Here is a 14,440-nt window from a genome sequence, read left to right as displayed (position 1 = left end):
CGTGAAACATTTCGATGTCATTGTGATCGGCGCTGGCCACGCTGGCTGCGAAGCGGCGGCTGCAGTATCCCGAATGGGTGCGACTGCGGCGCTGGTGACCCTGCGTCTACGTGACATTGGTTCGATGTCCTGCAATCCGGCTATTGGCGGGTTGGGGAAAGGGCATCTGGTTCGCGAGATTGACGCGCTCGACGGCGTGATGGCGGATGTCGCCGACCGTGCGGGTATTCAATTCAGGGTTCTGAACAGGCGGAAGGGCCCTGCCGTTCAGGGGCCGCGCGCGCAGGCGGATCGTGCGCTCTACCGCAAGGCCATGCAGGAGAGGCTGCGGGCTGAACCTCTGCTGACAATCATCGAGGGTGAAGCTGTCGATCTGATGTTCGATGGCGGGCGCGTTTCTGGCATCCGCCTGGCTGACGGGGCTGAGATCGCAGCTGGCGCAGTGATTCTGACCGCTGGAACCTTTTTGAATGGTATCATCCATATTGGTGACGTTCGTCACTCGGCCGGGCGCATGGGCGATAAGCCGTCGATTTCCCTGGCGCAACGACTGGCGGACATGGACATGCCCCGAGGCCGCCTGAAGACGGGGACACCCCCGCGCCTCGATGGGAAGACGATCAATTGGGATATTCTTGGCCGTCAGGACGGTGATGAAGAGCCGGTTCTGTTTTCATTCCTGAACAGTAAGCCCTTTGCGCGACAGGTGAGTTGCGGGATTACCCATACGAACAGCCGGACCCATGAGATAATTCGCGAGAACCTGTCGCGATCCGCCATGTATGGGGGGCATATCGAGGGTGTCGGGCCGCGGTACTGCCCGTCGATTGAAGACAAGGTTGTGCGGTTCGCCGACAAGGACAGCCATCAGGTTTTCCTCGAGCCGGAGGGTTTGGAAGACGATACAGTCTATCCCAACGGTATCTCCAGTTCCCTGCCGGTAGACGTACAGGAATGCTACGTCCGTTCGATTGTCGGGCTTGAAGATGTGCGGATCCTCCAGCCGGCCTACGCTATTGAGTACGACTATTTTGATCCTCGTGCGCTGCGCGATACCCTTGAGTCGAAATCTGTTCCTGGGCTGTTTCTTGCTGGTCAGATCAACGGCACAACAGGATATGAGGAAGCCGCAGCGCAGGGGCTTGTGGCGGCTCTCGGCGCAGTCGCGCATGTCCGTGACCGCGAACCGACAGTGTTTAGTCGGTCGCAAAGCTATATTGGCGTGATGATCGATGACCTGATCAGCTTTGGTGTGACAGAGCCGTATCGCATGTTTACCTCTCGCGCTGAGTATCGGCTGACGATCCGCGCTGACAACGCGGATCAGCGTCTGACCCCGTTGGGTGTGGACATTGGCTGCGTGCGTGAAGCCAGACGACAGGCGTTTGAACAAAAGCTCGAAGACCTGGAGCGCGGATCACTGGCTTTGCAGAATGTCTCACTCACTCCAGGCGAGGCAGCTGGCCTGGGCGTTGAGGTTAGCAAGGACGGCGGTCGGCGTACGGGGCTGGAGTTGCTGTCGTATCCTGACGTAACGCCCGAACAAATGTGCCCGGTCGCGCCAGTGTTTGCAGCATTAAGCCCCGAGACCCGGGTCCAAATTCGCACCGACGCGCTCTATTCGCGTTTTGCTGAGCGGCAGGCGGCTGACGTTTCTGCTTTGCGCCGCGACGAGATGACCCGGATCCCGGATGACTTTGACTATGGTGCGGTCTCGGGGCTATCCGGTGAGCTTGCCAGCAAGCTTGTCCGGCTCCGCCCCTCAACTCTCGCCATGGCAGCAAAGATCGAAGGTATGACACCTGCTGCCTTGGTGCTGCTGTTGGCCAAGATCCGGCGCACGAATGTGAAGGTTGCGTCGTGAGCGCGGGTACCGTTGTCGCGGGGGTAGATGTTTCACGTGAAACACTGGATAGGCTTGAGCAATTCGCCGCTCTGCTCGTCAAGTGGAATCCCGCCATCAACCTGGTTGCCCGATCAACGATCGAGGATTTGTGGGCTCGCCACATCTTGGATTCGGTTCAGCTGGCGCCGTTTCTTGATCGTTTGCCCGGAACCTGGCTCGATCTCGGGTCTGGCGGTGGACTGCCAGGTCTGGTGCTTGCGATCGTTTCGAATGAAGTATCTCCGAACACCAGATTTGAGCTCGTGGATTCTGACCAGAGAAAGTGCACCTTCCTTCGTCAGGCAGCCCGTGAGCTTGAGCTGCGGAATGTCTGCGTTCACAGCGTTCGAATAGAGGAACTCAAACCTATGTCTGCCGATGTGGTCTCTGCTCGGGCGCTGTCCAACCTATCGGTTCTTTGCGGCTATGCGGCGAAGCACCTTTCAAGCGGCGGGTTTGCAGTCTTCCCTAAGGGTGCAGCCTATCTCGATGAGGTGCATGAGGCGAGGAATACGTGGCGGTTTCACATTGAAGAGATAGAGAGTATGACAAACAAGGATGCCCGCCTCCTGAAGTTGTCTGCAATCGAACATGTCTGACCCAACACGCCCGCCTTTGCCCAAGATCATCGCCATCACCAATCAGAAGGGCGGTGTCGGTAAGACAACAACGGCAATCAATCTCGCAGCTGGGTTCGCAGAGCTTGGTGGCAGGGTGCTTGTTGTCGATATTGATCCGCAGGGAAACGCTTCTACCGGCTTGGGCGTTGAGCCTGCCGACCGTACGCTCACAAGCTATGACCTTCTGATCGAGGACGCGCGCATCACGGATGTCATTCGGCCGACGCGTTTTGAGAATCTCTGGATCTGTCCGGCAAACTCTGATCTCGCATCTGCTGACATCGAGATGGTGGCCAATGAAAAACGAAGCTTTCTCCTCAGTGACGCACTGCGCGGGCCGGACATTGACTCGTTGTCCCTGGACTATGTCCTGATAGATTGCCCGCCGTCGCTGAGTCTGCTGACGGTCAATGCGCTCTGCGCCAGCGATTCTGTGCTCATTCCGCTCCAGACCGAGTTCTTCGCGCTGGAGGGACTTTCGAATCTGATGCTTACGATTCGAACGGTTCGGGAATCTGCGAACCCTAATCTTCGGATCGAGGGTGTTATCCTCACGATGTATGACGGCCGGAACAATCTGTCACAACAGGTTGAGAGCGATGTCAGGGCTACGCTGGGGAGCCTGGTCTTTGGAACGGTGGTACCAAGGAATGTCCGGGTCAGCGAGGCGCCGTCATTTGCGATGCCAGTGCTGACCTATGACCCGTCATCGAAGGGCAGTGAGGCCTACAAGGCGCTGGCATTGGAGATTGTTGGTCGAAACGGTTTCCGGTCGCGGGGAAGAGAGAGAGCATGATGGAACGTAAGCCGACACGTGGTCTGGGGCGGGGGCTTTCTGCCCTGATGGCCGACATCAACATCGCGCCGGGACAGGTCGAGGCGAATGGACCACCCACGCGCAGGACCGACATGCTCCCTGTCGACCAGATTCGACCGAACCCGGATCAGCCCCGGCGGAACTTTGTCGAAGAAGACCTCGCCGACCTGGCGGAATCGATCAAGGCCAAGGGAATTCTGCAGCCACTGATTGTTCGTCCGTCGCAGGGTCAATCCGGATACGAAATCGTTGCGGGTGAGCGGCGGTGGCGAGCCGCGCAACTCGCCAAGGTTCATGAAGTTCCAGTGCTGATCCGTGACCTGAGCGACACTGAGGTGCTCGAGATTGCGATCATCGAGAACATTCAGCGCGCCGATCTGAACCCAATCGAAGAGGCACAAGCCTTTCGTCAACTGATGGACCGGTTTGGCCACACTCAGGAGAAACTGGCCGATGCGCTTTCAAAGAGCCGGAGTTACATTGCCAACCTCTTGCGGTTGCTCAACCTGCCAGAGGAAGTCCGGGCGCACGTCATCTCCGGAAAGCTGAGTGCGGGACATGCGCGCGCCCTGATAACCACACCTGATCCGTCCAAACTGGCCCGCGAGGTAATCGACCGGGGACTATCGGTGCGCGAGACCGAGAACCTGGTCAAGCGCGCGGGCAACCCGATTGCTCCGCCGAGACCGACTGGTGAGCGCCCGTCGGCCGCAAAAGATGCTGACACGATTGCGCTGGAGCGGGACCTGATCGCAAACCTCGGAATGCAGGTATCGATTCTGCATGAGCCGGGCGGCGAGCGAGGTGAAGTCCGGATACGCTACAATACGCTGGACGACCTAGATTTTCTCTGCCAGGCACTATCTTTGGCTCGCCGCGACGGCCTCTGATCGACTATTCCCCTGGCATCGCCAGAATGAGCTTGCGGAGGACCGCATTCAGAAGCGGTCTCCCGGATTTGGTCGTGCGAACCTGATCACCATTGACCTCGATCATGCCAAGCTCGACCAGTTCGGTTACGGCTGCTTCGGACAGCGGATGACCGGCGATTGAGGCGAAGCGCGAAGCGCTGATCCCTTCGCGCAGGCGTAGACCCATCAACAAGAATTCGGTCGACTGCTCATCGCGCCTCAAGTGAACCGGACTGTCGTCAACATGCAGAGAAAGCGCCTGCTTTAGCCAGGCTGCAGGATCTTTTGGTGCCGCTGTTGCGTATCGTGCACCACCGATCGAAAGCCTGCCATGCGCGCCTGGACCAACCCCTGCGTAGTCTCCGTAATTCCAATAGACCAGATTGTGGCGCGATTCCTGCCCCGGTCGGGCGTGGTTGGAGACTTCATAGGCGGGCAGACCGCCAGCTTCGCAAAGCTCCTGCGTCAGATCCCAAAAATCAGCTCCCAAATCGTCAGTTGGCAACCCGCGCAGCAGTCCCTGTTGATGCATGCGGCCAAAGACCGTGCCGTCCTCGATCGTTAACTGATAGAGCGAAAGATGACCGGCCTGCATCGACAGCGCTTCCTGCAGTTCGGAACGCCAAGCTTCGAGTGTCTGAAACTGGCGGGCATAGATCAAATCAAACGAAACCCGATCAAAGACGCGTTGCGCCAGTTCAAACGCCGATTTGCCTTCTTGCGCGGAATGCTGGCGGCCGAGACGTCTCAGATCAGCGTCGTTCAGGGCCTGCAGTCCCATCGAAACACGGTTAATGCCGGCGTCGCGAAACGCTGACAGTTTTCCGGCTTCAACGGACGTTGGATTTGCCTCGAGCGTCACCTCGATATCATTGGCAGGTGCCCAATGTGTGAAGGCTTCGGAGAGGACTTCGCCAACCATCTCGGGTGGCATCAAGGAGGGCGTTCCGCCGCCGAAGTACACGCTGTTCAGCACTCTGCCCCTGGTTGCCTCAGCCACCCGCCTGACCTCTGCGCGTAGGGCTTCTGTCCATGCCTGCGTGTCCACCTGGTTTGAGACATGGCTGTTGAAGTCACAGTAAGGGCACTTCGCCAGGCAGTATGGCCAGTGAACATATAGCCCGAAGCCCCCCGAGCGCCAGCTGTCGTTATCTGAAGACGCGCCCGGATTATCCAATCGCTGTTTCACGTGAAACAATCCGCAACGAGCTTCCGCAGCGCAACGGACCGGTGGCTTATCTTGTTCTTTTCATCGGCGGTCATTTCCGCAAAGGTGTGATCGCTGCCTGAGGGGACGAAGATGGGATCATAGCCATGGCCGAGCGCCCCGCGCGGTGGCCAGACCAGATGACCGTCAACACCACCCACGAACACCTCATCATGGCCATCGGGCCAGGCAAGAACCAGCGTGCAGCAGAACCGGGCACGACGAGGGTGAGCCGCGCCCTTTTCTTCAAGTGCCCGCCAGGTCCGGGTCATTGCTTGAAGAAAGTCCCGACCGTTCGGTGTTTCAGCCCAGTCTGCGGTATAGACTCCGGGTGCACCATCCAATGCCTCGACCTCAATGCCGGAGTCATCTGCCAGGGCAGGGGCCTGCGCGGCTTTTGCCGCGGCATGCGCCTTGATGCGGGCGTTTCCGACAAAGGTCGACTCTGTCTCTTCAGGTTCGGGCAGGCCGAGTTCCCCGGCAGAGATGACCTCAAGTTCGAGGTGCGATAGAAGTTGACGCACTTCCTCCAGCTTGCCGGAGTTATGCGTCGCGACCAGGAGACGGGGCTCAGAGAACTTCCGCATGTCAGCCGAGAGCCCGCTTTTGGGCCGCGACGAGCTCTGCAACCCCGTGGTCTGCCAGATCGAGCAGGGATGTCATCTCGGTGCGTGAGAACGCTGTCCCTTCAGCTGACATCTGGACCTCGATCAGGCGGCCGCCACCCAACAAAACGAAGTTGCCGTCCACGCCTGCGGTTGAATCTTCTGGATAATCGAGGTCGAGCACGGGTTGTCCAGCATAGATGCCGCAAGACACGGCCGCGACATGATCGATGATCGGGTCGCTGGAAATGGCGCCAGAAGCAAGCAGCCGGTTCACTGCCAACCGCAAGGCAACCCATCCACCGGTGATCGAGGCACATCGCGTGCCGCCATCAGCCTGCAGAACATCGCAGTCAATGACGATCTGCCGCTCTCCGAGGGCAGACCGATCGACGCCTGCGCGCAGCGAGCGACCGATCAGGCGCTGGATCTCTTGGGTTCGGCCGGATTGCTTTCCAGCAGCAGCCTCACGACGGCTGCGGCTGTTGGTTGCCCGAGGCAGCATACCGTACTCGGCGGTCACCCAGCCCAGCCCGGTGTTCTTCAGGAAGGGGGGGGCCTTTTCCTCGACCGTCGCCGTGCAGAGTACATGGGTATCACCCATTCGGATCAGGCATGATCCTTCCGCGTGCTTCGTGAAGCCGGTTTCAATTTCAACGTGGCGCAGTTGGTCAAGCTTTCGTCCCGAGGGGCGCATATCCGTATCCTTCCTGAGGTCTTGAAGCCTGTTATCTCCCGAACAATATGTGATGCAACCGTTATTGACTGGCTTTGGCTGCCGTCGCTATCTTGGCGGGCAGGTTCTCTTTGGCGATACCGATGAACACTCCCCTACCGCAGCTTTCGGAGCTCAGTGAGCGATCCAGAGAAGTCTTCAGGCGCGTAGTTGAGAGCTATCTGGCGTCTGGGGACCCTGTCGGTTCACGAACCCTGACCCGCGATTTTTCCGAACGCATCAGCGCCGCGACCATTCGAAATGTAATGCAGGACCTGGAGCATCTGGGCCTGCTCGACAGTCCGCATGTCTCGGCGGGGCGCATTCCGACGCATCTTGGTCTGCGGCTGTTCGTGGATGGCCTTCTGGAAATTGGAAGCGTTTCGGTCGAGGACCGTGAGCGCATCGATGCGTCTTCGAGCGAAGGAGAGCGGTCGGACGTTGCGGCGTTGCTCGACAAGGTCGGGACAACGCTGTCGGGTGTGACGCATAGCGCCGCGATCGTCCTTGCGCCCAAACGCGAGCAGGCCTCCATTCGGCATCTCGAGTTTGTCAGCCTCGCAGCAGATCGCGCCCTTGTGGTACTGGTGTTCTCGGACGGTCAGGTGGAGAACCGGATCCTTACGCCGCCCCCTGGCCTCACACCCTCGGCCATGCGCGAGGCGGCGAACTTCCTGAACGCAGTCGCGGCAGGAACGACGCTCTCTGAGCTGCGCGCGAAGGTGAGGCACGAGATCGGTCAGCGCCGGCAAGAGATCGACTCATTGGCTCAGGGTCTTGTCGAGGCCGGGATTGCGGTGTGGGAAAACCCCGGCGACCGTGGAGAGCGTTTGATTGTTCGTGGGCGCGCCAACCTGCTTGAGGAAGCTGCCGAGGTTGATGACCTCTCGCGGATCCGGCGACTTTTTGATGACCTCGAACGGGCCCGCGATATTGCAGATGTCTTGGACCTGACCGAGGGCAGTGATGGCGTTCGAATATTTATCGGCTCCGAGAACAAACTCTTCTCACTTTCCGGTTCCTCTTTGGTGGTCTCTCCCTATATGAACGCTGACCGGAAGGTTGTCGGCGCCATCGGTGTGATCGGGCCGACCCGTCTGAACTACGGTCGGGTCGTACCGATCGTTGACTATACCGCGCAGCTGGTTGGCCGATTGGTATCCGGTCGTACGACTGGCTGAGATGAGAGAGGAATGGAAATGCCGCAGGATCAGACCGAAGCGAAGGATCTGAATCTGGAAGAGCTTGAGCAGTTCATTGAAACCGATGAGCTTGAAGCACTTCGAGCCGAGCGTGACGAATGGAAAGACAAGTTCATGCGCGCGCTCGCGGATGCAGAGAATGCCCGCAAGCGTGGCGAGCGGGATCGGCGCGAGGCCGAGCAATACGGTGGTACGAAACTCGCCCGTGACATGCTGCCAGTCTACGATAACCTGCGCCGTGCGCTCGCCGCCATTACCGATGAGAATCGCACCCATGCGGCGGCACTCATTGAGGGCGTCGAACTGACACTGCGTGAGCTGTCTTCGGTTCTTGGGCGCCATGGGATCACGACGATCGTGCCAAAGGTCGGGGACGTGTTCGACCCGCAGCTTCACCAGGCCATGTTCGAAGCACCTGTTCCCGGAACCACTGCAGGGCAGATCATTCAGGTGATGACAGAAGGCTTTTTGATTCACGACCGCCTGCTCCGGCCCGCTCAGGTTGGGGTCAGCTCAAACACGGGCGCCTGATCAGGTTGCAGTGTTTCACGTGAAACGCTCAAGGCGCTGACGGCTTTGTCAGCGCCTTTTTCATCTCATAGATAAGCTGCAGGGCGCTGATTGGCGACAGTTCGTCAGGGTTTACACCATTCAGCAAAGCGACCAGCGCCGAGTCGCGGGGCTCTGGCTGCGGTGGGGGCGCACTGACCGCCGCACGAAAGAGCGGCAAGTCATCGATCAGTGCCTTCTGACGTTGTCCGCCCTCGCGGTCTCCTGCTTCCAGCGATTGCAGAACAACGCGCGCTCTTTCGATAACCGAGGGTGGCAAGCCTGCAAGTCGCGCAACCTGCACGCCGTATGACCGATCAGCCGCACCACGCCGGACCTCGTGCAGGAACAGAACCTCACCGTCCCACTCCTTGACCGAGACGGTCGCATTTTCGACCCCCGGCAATCTTTCGGCGAGGGCGGTCATTTCGTGGTAGTGCGTCGCAAAAAGCGCGCGGCAGCGGTTGACCGCATGAAGGTGTTCAAGGGTCGCCCAGGCGATGCTCAAGCCGTCATAGGTCGCAGTGCCCCGCCCAATCTCGTCAAGAATGACCAGCGCGCGTGTATCTGCCTGATTGAGGATCGCTGCCGTCTCCACCATCTCGACCATGAAGGTCGAGCGGCCCCGCGCCAGATCGTCGGCGGCACCAACGCGACTGAACAATTGGCTGACAAGCCCAACATGTGCGCTGCGGGCCGGGACAAAAGACCCTGCCTGCGCCAGCAGGGCGATCAGCGCATTCTGTCGCAGGAATGTGGATTTACCCGCCATGTTCGGCCCCGTCAGCAGCCAGATCGCGGGCGTGCCCACTTCGGTCAGCCGACAGTCGTTCGCCACGAATGGTGCGCCGCTCTGTCGGCGCAGGGCGCGCTCGACAACAGGGTGTCGGCCGCCCTCCACGATGAAGGCTTGCGAATCATCGACGCGGGGGCGCACCCAATCTTCTGCTGCGGCAAGGTCCGCAAATGCCGCCGTCACGTCCAGTTCGGCGATGGCCGATGCCGCATCTCCGATCACTCCGGATGCGGCAAGTGCGCGGGCGCGCAGTTCGACAAAATGCGCCTTCTCCAGTTCCAGCGCATGATTGCCGGCATTCAGGATTCGCGTCTCCAGTGCGCTCAGGTCGATGGTGGTAAAGCGCACCTGATTCGCAGTTGTCTGGCGATGGATGAATTCCTCATTCAGAGGCGGGGCAAGCATGCGTTCAGCATGCGTCGAGGTCGTCTCGATGAAGTATCCGAGCACATTATTATGTTTGATCTTCAGGCTCTGGATGCCTGTTCGTGCAATGAACTCGGCCTGCATGCCGGCAATCACGCCACGGCCTTCGTCACGAAGGCGTCTGGTCGCATCCAGATCGGCATCGTAGCCGTCGGCAACAAATCCACCATCACGAACCAGAAGCGGAGGATCCTCGACAAGTGCTTGATCTAAATATGAAATAAGATCGTCATTTCCAATCAGCCGGTCGATGCTCTCCTGCAGCCTGGGGCTCTCGACGCCTGCGATCAGACCTGCAATCAATTGCGCCTGAACCAGCCCATTCCGGATTGCCGCAAGGTCTCTGGGGCCACCCCGGTCCAAAGCAAGACGCGACAGGGCACGTTCCATGTCAGGCACGCGTCGCAGCGAATCGCGCAGGTCTTCGCGCAGGCGTGGCTGGTCGAGCAGGGTCCCGACCGCCTCTTGCCGCAGCGCGATTTCATGAAGGTCGCACGAGGGGGAGGAAAGTCGCCGCTCCAGCAGGCGTGCGCCGCCGGCAGTGACCGTCCGGTCAACTGCGTCGAGCAGCGAGCCGGCGCGACCGCCGGATAGTGCCGACGTGATCTCCAGATTGCGCCGCGTCGCCGCGTCGATCTGCATGGTCCCGCCCGGCGCCTCGCGTTGTGGCTTGCGCAACAGCGGCAGCTTGCCGCGCTGTGTCAGATCCAGATAGTCGACCAGCGCGCCCATGGCGGCGAGCTCGGCTCGCTCAAACCCCCCAAAGGCGTCGAGCGAGGCAACCTGCCAGATCGCTGCAAGCCGTGCCTCTGCCGCGGCCGATTCAAAAGATCCACGCGAAAGGCTGGTCAGTGCGGCGCCCATGTCCTCGACGACATCGCGCAGTTCGGCCTCCAAGACCTCGCTGACCAGAACCTCGCGAGGGGCGAGGCGGGCGAGTTCGGGTGAGAGCCGCGCGCGCGGGCACCGCATCACCCGCAGATCGCCGGTCGAGATATCGGTCCAGGCCAGTGCACCTTCGTCGCGCACCTCGGCGTAGGCGCAGAGAAAGTTGTAGCGTCGCGCCTCCAGCAGGCTGTCTTCGGTCAAGGTTCCCGGCGTTACAAGGCGCACCACGTCGCGCCGGACCACCGATTTCGAGCCCCGCTTCTTGGCCTCGGCCGGGTCCTCCATCTGTTCGGCAATTGCTACGCGAAACCCCTTGCGGATCAGCGTCAGCAAATACCCTTCCGAGGCATGAACGGGCACGCCGCACATCGGAATGGGCTCGCCCAGATGCAGGCCACGCTTGGTCAGAGCGATATCAAGCGCCGCCGCCGCCGCGAGCGCATCGTCAAAGAACATCTCGAAAAAGTCGCCCATCCGGTAAAACAGGATCGCATCGCGGTACTGCGCCTTGATCTCCAGATACTGCGCCATCATCGGCGTCACGTTTTCGTCGCTCACGCGGGGCTCCCTTGATCAGCCTGCTGACCCTACAAAACCGGCTTCGCATCGAAAAGCGGCAAACCGCAATTGGCAGGCGGGCGTATGGGCGATAAGACGGGGAAAACCCAACAGGATGGCCCCCTGATGACCAAGTCGAAGATCACGCCTGAAGAGGCGCTTGCTTATCACCTTGAACCGCGCCCTGGTAAGTATGACATCGTCGCCTCGACGCCGATGGCGACACAGCGCGATCTGAGCCTCGCCTACAGCCCGGGCGTTGCCGTTCCGGTTCAGGCGATCGCCGAGCGCCCGGAAACGGCCTATGACTATACGGTCAAGGGCAATATGGTTGCGGTGATCTCGAACGGCACCGCCATCCTTGGCCTTGGGAACCTTGGGGCCCTGGCGTCGAAGCCGGTGATGGAAGGCAAGGCGGTGCTCTTCAAGCGCTTTGCCGACGTGAACGCCATCGATATCGAACTGGATACCGAAGACCCGGATGAGATCATTCAGGCTGTGCGCCTGATGGGACCAACCTTCGGCGGGATCAACCTTGAGGATATCAAGGCACCCGAGTGCTTCATCATCGAACAGCGCCTCAAGGAAATCATGGACATCCCGGTGTTCCATGATGACCAGCATGGTACGGCCGTGATCTGTGCGGCGGGGCTTCTGAATGCGCTGGAACTGTCTGGAAAGAAAATCGAGGATGTGAGGATTGTCCTCAACGGGGCAGGGGCGGCGGGCATCGCCTGTCTTGAACTGTTGAAGTCGATGGGCGCGCGACACGACAACTGCATCATGTGCGACACCAAAGGTGTGATCTATCAGGGTCGCACCGAGGGGATGAACCAATGGAAGTCTGCCCATGCGGCGAACACCGCCGCCCGCACGCTTGAAGAGGCGATGACCGGCGCGGACGTCTTCCTCGGCGTCTCGGCAAAGGGGGCGGTGACGCCCGAGATGGTCGCCTCGATGGCCGAGAATCCGGTGATCTTTGCCATGGCAAACCCCGACCCGGAGATCACGCCGGAGGAGGCGCATGCCGTAAGGCCCGATGCCATTGTCGCAACTGGCCGCAGTGATTATCCCAACCAGGTCAACAATGTGCTTGGTTTCCCGTATTTGTTCCGCGGGGCGCTGGATATCCACGCCCGCGCGATCAATGACGAAATGAAGATTGCCTGCGCCCGCGCGCTAGCGGCCCTTGCGCGGGAAGATGTGCCCGATGAAGTGGCGATGGCCTATGGCCGAAAGCTCTCGTTCGGGCGGGACTACATCATCCCAACGCCCTTCGACCCGCGCCTGATCCATGTGATCCCGCCCGCCGTGGCGCGCGCCGGTATGGATACAGGGGTGGCCCGTCGTCCGATCATCGATCTCAAAGGCTACGAGGCCAGCCTGAAGGCGCGCATGGACCCGACGGCGTCGATCCTGCAAGGCGTGCATGCGCGTGCGCGTCAGGCGCAGGCGCGGATGATCTTTGCCGAAGGGGACGATCCGCGCGTGCTGCGCGCGGCAGTTGCCTACCAGCGCGCCGGGCTTGGCAAGGCGCTGGTCGTCGGGCGCGAATCCGACGTGCGTGAAAAGCTTGAGCTTGCGGGGCTTCACGATGCCGTCCGCGAGCTTGAGGTGGTGAATGCCGGCAACTCCCGTCATCTCGATCAGTACAAGGAATTCCTCTATCGCCGCCTTCAACGGCAGGGCTTTGACGACCATGACATTCGCCGACTGGCGACCCGTGATCGTCATGTGTTCTCGGCGTTGATGCTGGCACATGGACATGGTGATGGCCTGATCACCGGCGCCACGCGCAAGTCAGCGCATGTTCTGAACCTGATCAATCATGTCTTTGACGCCAAGGCCGCGGACGGTGCGGTGGGTGTGACGGCCCTCTTGCACAAGGGGCGGATCATTCTGATTGGTGACACGCTGGTGCATGAATGGCCCGAGGCCGAGGATCTGGCGCAGATCGCGATCCGCTCGGCGGGCGTTGCGCGCAGTCTGGGTCTTGAACCCCGCGTGGCCTTTGTCAGCTTCTCGACATTCGGGTACCCGGTTTCAGAGCGCGCAACAAAGATGCATGAGGCGCCGCGCGTGCTTGATGCGATGAACGTCGACTTTGAATACGATGGCGAGATGACGGTCGATGTTGCGCTGAACCCGCAGATCATGGCGCAGTATCCATTCTGCCGCCTGTCGGGGCCCGCAAACATCCTTGTCGTGCCGGCACGACATTCAGCCTCAATCTCTGTCAAGCTGATGCAGGAGATGGCGGGGGCGACGGTGATCGGTCCCATCTTGACCGGGGTGAAGAAACCGATCCAGATCTGCTCGACCAATTCGACGGTGAATGACATCCTGAACATGGCGGCGCTTGCCGCCTGCAAGATCGGGTAAAAACGGGGGGCGGCATGACGATCTACAACTTGGGTTCGATCAATATCGACCATGTCTATCGCGTGCCGCACCTTCCCGCTCCGGGTGAGACGCTTTCGGCGCTGAACTATACGCAAGGTCTTGGCGGCAAAGGGGCCAATCAGTCCGTTGCTGCAGCCCGGGCAGGCGCCCACTGCCTGCATATCGGCGCAGTCGGCCCCGCAAGCGACTGGGTGTTGATCGCACTGGAGCGCTATGGCGTTGACCTGAGCTATGTTGCGCAGCTCGAGGTGGCAACGGGGCATGCGATCATCAATGTCGACCCCGGCGCAGAGAATGCAATTGTCATCTATCCGGGGGCAAACCGCGCACTGTCGCCAGCAATGGCCGCGGCTGCGCTGGCGGGTGCTGCGGCAGGGGATACCCTGCTGTTGCAGAACGAAACGACGGCACAGGCCGAGGCTGCGGCCCTGGCGGCCAGCAAGGGACTGCGGGTGATCTATTCGGCGGCACCCTTTGACATCTCGGCCGTGCGGGCGGTTCTGCCTCATGTTTCCCTGCTGGTGATGAACGAGATTGAAGCCGAGCAACTGCGCTCCGAACTCGGTCGCTTGCCGGACTGTGATTGCGTGATTACCCGTGGCGCGCGCGGCGCCGAGTGGATTTCGGCCAATTTAGAGCCGCTTTTTGTGCCCGCATTCGCCGTGACGCCTGTGGATACCACTGGCGCCGGTGACACGTTTATCGGCACACTGGCCGCCGGGCTCGACCGTGGGCTTGACCGCGCGGCGGCGATGCGGAGGGCCTCGGCGGCCTCGGCGATTCAGGTCACACGGCCGGGGGCGGCACCTGCAATTCCGCTTGCGACCGAGGTCGACGAGTTTCTGCAATCCCATTAGG

12 protein-coding genes are annotated in these 14,440 nt (G+C 60.4%); 8 read left to right on the top strand and 4 right to left on the bottom strand.

From position 1 onward, the window contains the following. Position 1 precedes the first annotated feature (1 nt). The 4 genes from mnmG to FQU74_RS13415 are packed head-to-tail and all read left to right on the top strand — an operon-like array spanning position 2 to position 4,212. Positions 2 to 1,864, top strand: coding sequence for a tRNA uridine-5-carboxymethylaminomethyl(34) synthesis enzyme MnmG (gene mnmG / locus FQU74_RS13430; RefSeq protein ID WP_146286984.1), 1,863 nt, complete (start codon positions 2 to 4; stop codon positions 1,862 to 1,864). After that, the gene (gene rsmG, locus FQU74_RS13425) at positions 1,861 to 2,484 is read left to right on the top strand and encodes a 16S rRNA (guanine(527)-N(7))-methyltransferase RsmG (RefSeq protein ID WP_146286983.1); all 624 of its coding nucleotides are present in this window, start codon (positions 1,861 to 1,863) and stop codon (positions 2,482 to 2,484) included. The genes mnmG and rsmG overlap by 4 nt, the downstream gene beginning before the upstream one ends. Further along, a complete protein-coding gene (locus FQU74_RS13420) occupies positions 2,477 to 3,301 on the top strand; it encodes a ParA family protein (protein ID WP_146286982.1) in 825 nt (274 codons plus the stop codon). The genes rsmG and FQU74_RS13420 overlap by 8 nt, the downstream gene beginning before the upstream one ends. Then, positions 3,298 to 4,212, top strand: coding sequence for a ParB/RepB/Spo0J family partition protein (locus FQU74_RS13415; RefSeq protein ID WP_146286981.1), 915 nt, complete (start codon positions 3,298 to 3,300; stop codon positions 4,210 to 4,212). The genes FQU74_RS13420 and FQU74_RS13415 overlap by 4 nt, the downstream gene beginning before the upstream one ends. Before the next feature lie 4 nt (positions 4,213 to 4,216). Here the strand turns inward: FQU74_RS13415 and hemW are convergent, their stop codons facing one another. From hemW to rph, 3 genes are read right to left on the bottom strand one after another with little or no spacing between them, the layout of a single operon-like run. Further along, positions 4,217 to 5,410 carry a radical SAM family heme chaperone HemW gene (hemW, locus tag FQU74_RS13410; RefSeq protein WP_146287177.1) on the bottom strand — a complete coding sequence of 398 codons (1,194 nt, stop codon included), beginning with the start codon at positions 5,408 to 5,410 and terminating at the stop codon, positions 4,217 to 4,219. Positions 5,411 to 5,418: 8 nt separating this feature from the next. Further along, positions 5,419 to 6,027, bottom strand: a complete 609-nt coding sequence (rdgB, locus tag FQU74_RS13405) for an RdgB/HAM1 family non-canonical purine NTP pyrophosphatase (protein WP_146286980.1) — start codon at positions 6,025 to 6,027, stop codon at positions 5,419 to 5,421. Between the two features lies 1 nt (position 6,028). Beyond that, the gene (rph, locus tag FQU74_RS13400; RefSeq protein ID WP_146286979.1) at positions 6,029 to 6,742 is read right to left on the bottom strand and encodes a ribonuclease PH; all 714 of its coding nucleotides are present in this window, start codon (positions 6,740 to 6,742) and stop codon (positions 6,029 to 6,031) included. A gap of 122 nt (positions 6,743 to 6,864) precedes the next feature. On the opposite strand from rph, the gene hrcA reads away from it, so the two are divergent. Together hrcA and FQU74_RS13390 are read left to right on the top strand one after the other, a co-directional pair. Next, the gene (hrcA, locus tag FQU74_RS13395; RefSeq protein ID WP_146286978.1) at positions 6,865 to 7,941 is read left to right on the top strand and encodes a heat-inducible transcriptional repressor HrcA; all 1,077 of its coding nucleotides are present in this window, start codon (positions 6,865 to 6,867) and stop codon (positions 7,939 to 7,941) included. A gap of 12 nt (positions 7,942 to 7,953) precedes the next feature. Then, positions 7,954 to 8,493: a nucleotide exchange factor GrpE gene (locus tag FQU74_RS13390; RefSeq protein WP_229704395.1), complete on the top strand. Its 540-nt coding sequence runs from the start codon at positions 7,954 to 7,956 to the stop codon at positions 8,491 to 8,493. 28 nt (positions 8,494 to 8,521) lie between these two features. On the opposite strand, the gene mutS is transcribed toward FQU74_RS13390, so the two are convergent. Beyond that, the gene (mutS, locus tag FQU74_RS13385) at positions 8,522 to 11,179 is read right to left on the bottom strand and encodes a DNA mismatch repair protein MutS (protein WP_146286977.1); all 2,658 of its coding nucleotides are present in this window, start codon (positions 11,177 to 11,179) and stop codon (positions 8,522 to 8,524) included. 126 nt (positions 11,180 to 11,305) lie between these two features. On the opposite strand from mutS, the gene FQU74_RS13380 reads away from it, so the two are divergent. Both FQU74_RS13380 and FQU74_RS13375 read left to right on the top strand, forming a co-directional pair. Then, positions 11,306 to 13,561 (top strand): NADP-dependent malic enzyme, encoded by a 2,256-nt coding sequence (locus tag FQU74_RS13380; protein ID WP_146286976.1) that lies wholly within the window; start codon positions 11,306 to 11,308, stop codon positions 13,559 to 13,561. A 14-nt stretch (positions 13,562 to 13,575) separates the two neighbouring features. Next, on the top strand, positions 13,576 to 14,439 hold the full coding sequence (locus tag FQU74_RS13375) for a ribokinase (protein WP_146286975.1): 864 nt from the start codon (positions 13,576 to 13,578) through the stop codon (positions 14,437 to 14,439). Position 14,440: the final 1 nt, after the last annotated feature.

This window comes from Gemmobacter aquaticus, from assembly GCF_007859075.1.
Taxonomy (GTDB): domain Bacteria; phylum Pseudomonadota; class Alphaproteobacteria; order Rhodobacterales; family Rhodobacteraceae; genus Gemmobacter; species Gemmobacter aquaticus.
This window is presented reverse-complemented; position numbering and strand designations above follow the sequence as displayed.

Coding starts and splice junctions, on each gene's coding strand:
- hrcA (WP_146286978.1), top strand. CDS start 6,865: ATGAACACTCCCCTACCGCAGCTTTCGGAGCTCAGTGAGCGATCCAGA.
- FQU74_RS13420 (WP_146286982.1), top strand. CDS start 2,477: ATGTCTGACCCAACACGCCCGCCTTTGCCCAAGATCATCGCCATCACC.
- rdgB (WP_146286980.1), bottom strand. CDS start 6,027: ATGCGGAAGTTCTCTGAGCCCCGTCTCCTGGTCGCGACGCATAACTCC.
- FQU74_RS13390 (WP_229704395.1), top strand. CDS start 7,954: ATGGAAATGCCGCAGGATCAGACCGAAGCGAAGGATCTGAATCTGGAA.
- rph (WP_146286979.1), bottom strand. CDS start 6,742: ATGCGCCCCTCGGGACGAAAGCTTGACCAACTGCGCCACGTTGAAATT.
- FQU74_RS13380 (WP_146286976.1), top strand. CDS start 11,306: ATGACCAAGTCGAAGATCACGCCTGAAGAGGCGCTTGCTTATCACCTT.
- FQU74_RS13415 (WP_146286981.1), top strand. CDS start 3,298: ATGATGGAACGTAAGCCGACACGTGGTCTGGGGCGGGGGCTTTCTGCC.
- FQU74_RS13375 (WP_146286975.1), top strand. CDS start 13,576: ATGACGATCTACAACTTGGGTTCGATCAATATCGACCATGTCTATCGC.